This is a genomic window from Nostoc sp. CALU 546 (assembly GCF_048836525.1).
This window is the reverse complement of sequence record NZ_JAWJTF010000192.1, coordinates 1-5,495: the sequence shown is the minus strand read 5'-3', so window position 1 is coordinate 5,495 and position 5,495 is coordinate 1. Positions and strand designations below refer to the sequence as shown.

The following is a 5,495-nucleotide window of genomic DNA, read 5'->3' as shown; positions in this document are numbered from 1 at the left end:
GTTTTTCTTGATACCATTGAGATAAAGATTTTTGCACAGCGTGAGAACAACATCTTTGGAGGATTTCATATTGTTTCCAATCAGCTCCCACGCAGGCTAAATCAATAAGTTTCCCTAACGGAGTAACGCGATTAAAGATAATATGTAAATGAAGACAATCAGGTGTAATTTCCAAAAAGCTAATAAACTGTAAATCATCCCAACCAATACCATGAACATATTGATTTAAAATTTGTTGGCAAGATTCTTCTGTCAGAGGCTGATGAAGATTTTTTAAAGTAATTATGGTATAAATGCCAACTTTTTTAAGTTTTGGCCTTCGATAAGAGAGAGCTTGAAAACTGGCAATGATTTCGGAAGTCTCAGCATGAATATCTAAAAAGCTGACTGAACAAGTCTTTCGATTCCATGCTATTTTTTCAAGGATACTAAAACTCTCAATAGCAGATTCTTCAATAATCATTCGCATAAGGAAAAGTTCTCAATGAAAGGGAAATAGGGAACAAGGAACTTTTAACTGGGGTAATGTAAAGGAGGATTTATACCCATCTACAATTCGTTAATGACTCTTTTAAATAAAAACATTTGATTCAACATCTATCAATGAACTAACCTCAGACATATCCAAAGGCAAAGAGTTATTAGAAACTTCTGGAGTATTTTGAGATAAAGGGAAACGATTGTTAATATTAGCAATTCGGATATCTAAGTCTTGCTGAGTTGGAAATTTTTGAGTACTTTTCCGAGCTAAAAGACTGACAACGTTAGCCCATCGCTGCTGGTTATATTCTTCAATATCTCGAATAGCTTGAGGTATTTTGAGAGATTTTAGCAAAGGAACCGACCCCTCATTTTTATTAGAATAAGCAGGATTAATGAAGACACATTTACCTGGAGGCAACTTCAAAAACTGGGCTGACTCAAAGAGTTTTTTAGTTTTTTCCTGCTCACTAGTAGTAGTGTTTGCTTTTCCCCCGCCTGTAGAACGGCTTTTATGCTTGTACTTGATTTCCTCATCGCCCAAGAAACTGGAGAATAATTGTGCAGACTCATTTTCACCAGGATTGAAAACAAACTTAGTCCCGCAAGCCCCAAGAATAGTCTTAGCAACTTCCTTTCCATAATTTTTCTCAAGCTGCCCCATATTCTGCCAGCCCAGGATACCGCAGAACCCCTCAGAGCGTGATTCGTTCAGCCATTTAAATAAGTCTGGTAAGTACAGAGAAGGCAGTTCATCGAGTGCAACTATAAGAGGGTCAAAACGCTTTTTAGCAATGTTCCGAGCAATTGTCATGTGTAAAATACTGGTGAGCAAAGGGCTAACTGCGTCCCGACGTTCTCTGTCTAGCCCGAAGATAATCATCTGTTTACCCTTGATTGATAAGGGAAGAGTAGTCTTACCAATGAAACAACCAATAGTATTTTTGGCCATGAAGCGAGTGAACATGATGCTAGCGGTAGATACAATGCCAGCAACAGTTTTTTCACTTGCGGCGGAACTGAACAACTGACCAAAGGCAATTTTAATCCAAGGATTGAGATTAGCTGCCATCAATCTTTGCACCATAAGTTCAGAAGAAAGGATGGCGGCACTAGTCATAACATCAGCGCATTCGCCAAACTCTTTAGTCAGCATCAAGATAGCTTGTGTCAACTGATCCCCTGCTGGAGCAAAGAAACCATCTTCATTACTATTACTAAGAATGCGGAAGTTTTTATTAATTACAGTAGCGATTTGCCTAGCTGTTTCAGCATCACTACTGTCTCGTAAAAAGTCCAATGGATTACAAACTTCCGATTCTGGAAATCCTGGGGCGAAAATGTGAACATCATAGCCCTGACCCTTAGCGTAAGCAGCTATTTTGGCTTGAGAGGGATACTTAAAATCATAAGCAATTATCGGAAATCCTTGGTCAATGGCAGAGTAAATTGCGGGGTTAATAGCACTGAAAGTTTTACCACTACCGGGAGCGCCAATTGCCGCCGTTCCTCGTTGAACATCAGGAATATAAAAAGTAGTGCCAGCGCCACTTTCTTGTTTAGCACCCTTGCATTTATGCTTACCTATGTAAAGTGCAGCACTATCACATTTGGGTGAATTTATTTGTTGTAGCGCCTTTTTCTTGGCAGCAGCAGTTTCTTTACTACCTCCCCAGTAACTAGTAGCAATCTTCTTTTTATTACTGCCATCGCCAAAGAATACTCTCATTAAAATGTAAGCAGCCAACATACTTATAATTGCTAATCCACTTGGTTTAAATAAATGATGAGTGTACTTACCAATGTCACTATGTGGATTTTGTAACTGTTCAAAATGAAATGGTTGGTTGTTTGTAGAAGTAGTCAAATTATTGCTCATCACGCAAAAATTCAGGAATTAAGAATAGTTAATTAGGAACAGTAGAGGGACTACCAAAAATAATTGGGTCTTTTTCGTGATAATTGATAAACGGAACTGGCCCAATAAAGTAGGGAGTACAAGTCCGACCAACAAAAGGAATAGTCTTGCAGAAACGGAAAAACATAGCAGTGTTAACGGAACCGCTCGATTCATCTATATCCCACACCACTTGTTTAAATGATTTACCAAAGGGATGACGACCTGTTGGCTCAAGACCACCATTAGCTACAGCTAAAATTCCATAGCCACCTTTTACTTTTTGGACTTTACCCGAAATCCATTGCGCTCCAGTGGTCTGACCAAGACCTGAAGCTTCAAAGTGGACGCAATTATTTTGATTGCAAGGGACATTAAAACCCTCTTGATAACTGCCAGAAATGCTGCGAATCCGGTTAGCTTCTATATCTCCCAATGGCAAATCTACTTGCCCAACGAAAGAAAGATCCGGCTCTGGCACATTAGGAAAATTATTCCAAGATAAATCCTTTAATCCGGGAATGTCTGAAATTAGAGTATCTTGCCAATTAGCAAATTCATCAAATGATGAGTTTTCAATCCCCGGAATCGATGTCAGCTTGTATTTAGACAAATCAATTTCATTGCCGAGAGTGATATTATCTAAATTGTAATAATTAGCAACGTTACCAATTCTTTGATTAGTGCTGATACCCATTTGGCGAAAAAAGTCAGCTATTGGTGCTACACTACTGGCTGATTGATTAGCTAAATCAGGTATAGCCTTGACTAAATCGCTAAGGGTTTGAGTTTTGATTATTCCAAAATCGTCAAGCTTTAAACCATCTAAATCAATAGCTAATGCCTGAGATATTATCGAGAGGTTAAGCTTTTCAAGATTCAAATTGGCATCTTCAAAATCCCCAAGCTCCATAAAATCGCCAATACTTTGTCCAGCTTGCCAAGTTCTAGTCTGATTCCCTCGGTCAGTTGGGTAAGTCACATGACCAGATTCAGATACAATCATGTCTTGAAACTTCATTTTTGACCAGTCTGGAATCAAGCCATTGTTGCTAGTGAAAAATGGGACTTGTGCTGATGCTTTTGGCAATAAAAATCCAATTGCCTGATTCATAATTCCATACTGACAAAAACTGTGAATAAATAATCCTCCTAGCAATCCAAACAATATTAAATAGCGAATCATGTCAAAAGTAATTTTGGGCGAACGCTTTGATGATTTCATATTTGTCACTCTGTCCTGTTTTTTTGTCCAAGCTCGATTAATTTGTTAACTAAATTAAGTGAGACACCAGCCTGAGCAGCAGCAATAGGCATTTGCTCTCCAGCTTGAAAATGAGTCAAGAATTGCTCAATCCGATTGTGAAGTTCATCAGATGAGGAGAGCAAACCATTACTAATCGCTACGCTCATCCCCGCCCTGATTTGTTTTGTGGTGTTGATAGTTTGTACTAATGGCGATAATAAGGGTCGAGTAACTCTTGAAGATGGTTTATCCGAGATAATTGACACTTGACTGTATTCAGGACGGGAATTAGATGGGGTAACTTGAAAATGGTAAACTTTGCGCGAGCCAGAAGCAGTTTGAGTAATCACTGTAAGCAAAGTTGCACTTGTTTGCGGCAGTCCTGGAACCGGAAGCTTTTTAATCCGGCGTAAGTGAAGTAATCCAGCACTACTGTTTTGACAGTTCTGGTCGATTCCCTCTAAACAACCATCAGTGTCAATCAGAACTTGCGAGGGATCGTCAATCCACACCCGCTTCACCATCTCATTGACTTCATAAAATGAAATTGATACGCCTGAGCCATTCCAGACCTTAATTTTTTGCAGCTTGGCAGTGCTGCCACTAACCTGAGATTGCTTTATAGTGCGGACTGTACTTTGAGCATAGGTTTTGACTGGAACTAGACACACTGCCAAAAAAGCAGCAACCCCAAGCTGGAGCGCTGTCATGAGTTTTAACTTCTTCATGGCAACTCCAGAGAACGATTCACCAAAAACGTAATCTTCGTCCCCTGTGGGATATACCAAACATTGGGACGAGCGGTGATTTCTTGGTTAGAAGTTTCTGCACGACGAGCAATGGTGTCACTAAGCTTGCCAAAAGCACCTTGCAAGAATGCCCCGCCAATATTGCGCTGGCTGTTTGAAGTCGTGCTAGAGCTAAATGTCCCTGTAGCAGAATTAATTACACTGCTACTGGAATCAGATTGATTCAGGATTGTTCCTACTTGGCCCAAACCACTGACTAATCCCACAGTCAAGTCAGAACCTCCCCCTTTCTTATCTTGGAACTGTTTAGCTAACAACGGTTTCCCGCCTTCTCCTAATACAGAAATTGCACCGCTACTAATTGGGTACTCAGTGTTATCTTTGATAATGCTCGTGACTTGCACACTTACATAAGAGCCACCATTAACCTGTAGGGGTTCAACGGCCAATAAAGTGCCTTTATGAATTGCCACATTTCCATAGTTGTCATGCAAATCAGCCGTTAATCTAGCAACATAGCGTTTACTATCATCTGGAGCCTGCTGTTGTTGGAAGCGAGTATTTTCGCTTTGCTGCTTGACCACTGGAGTCACTAAAACACCATTTGCGAATTCCCCAACAACTAAATAGCGAGTTTTACGCTGTTGCAGAATTTGGTTTTCTTGAGGCAAGTAATTACCATCTGCTATTTGTTTATCAGATTTAGAATCGGCTAACCAACGAGGGCGAATTTTCTCAATTTCTGTGGATGTACTGTTAGAGAAGTTAGGGCGTGTTTGCTGTGTTGTATAAGCACTATTGGGTGGCTGTACTTGAATTCGTGTTGTATTCGGCGTTTGAAAGGATGTTGCCTCTGCTGATATCTGCTGGTCATTTGAAGTAGGTGTATAAGCGATTTTTCCGTAAGATCCTAAGCTGCGAAGTCGATTAAATTCAGCTATCACGTCTGTTGGCGTTTCTGTTTTCGGCGTAACAGTCCTAACAGGATTACTAATTCTTGGCAATGTTTGATTACGAGGTGGTGATGAAATAGTCTGGTTAGTTCTACTCGGAACGTAATATCGTCTAGGGCTATAACTTTGTGTTTGTGCCACAGGTCTAGCTGTTGGTGTTGGTGGTGAAG

Annotated in this window: 5 protein-coding genes; all 5 read right to left on the bottom strand. The window is 40.1% G+C overall.

Features of this window, described 5'->3' with window-relative positions:
• Nucleotides 1–463, bottom strand: a 463-nt coding sequence (locus tag RRG12_RS41215) for a relaxase/mobilization nuclease domain-containing protein (protein WP_420763165.1), incomplete at its 3' end; no start/stop codon positions are given.
• Between the two features lie 108 nt (nt 464–571).
• Entirely contained in the window at nt 572–2,359 is a 1,788-nt protein-coding gene (locus RRG12_RS41210) for a type IV secretory system conjugative DNA transfer family protein (RefSeq protein WP_420761652.1), read from the bottom strand.
• A 28-nt stretch (nt 2,360–2,387) separates the two neighbouring features.
• Nucleotides 2,388–3,602, bottom strand: a complete 1,215-nt coding sequence (locus RRG12_RS41205) for a hypothetical protein (protein WP_420761653.1) — start codon at nt 3,600–3,602, stop codon at nt 2,388–2,390.
• Nucleotides 3,603–3,607: 5 nt separating this feature from the next.
• Nucleotides 3,608–4,351 (bottom strand): hypothetical protein, encoded by a 744-nt coding sequence (locus RRG12_RS41200; protein WP_420761654.1) that lies wholly within the window; start codon nt 4,349–4,351, stop codon nt 3,608–3,610.
• The coding region (locus RRG12_RS41195) for a TrbI/VirB10 family protein (RefSeq protein ID WP_420763164.1) at nt 4,348–5,495 on the bottom strand (1,148 nt) is incomplete at its 5' end. The genes RRG12_RS41200 and RRG12_RS41195, both read right to left, overlap by 4 nt.

Coding starts and splice junctions, on each gene's coding strand:
- RRG12_RS41205 (WP_420761653.1), bottom strand. CDS start 3,602: ATGAAATCATCAAAGCGTTCGCCCAAAATTACTTTTGACATGATTCGC.
- RRG12_RS41200 (WP_420761654.1), bottom strand. CDS start 4,351: ATGAAGAAGTTAAAACTCATGACAGCGCTCCAGCTTGGGGTTGCTGCT.
- RRG12_RS41210 (WP_420761652.1), bottom strand. CDS start 2,359: ATGAGCAATAATTTGACTACTTCTACAAACAACCAACCATTTCATTTT.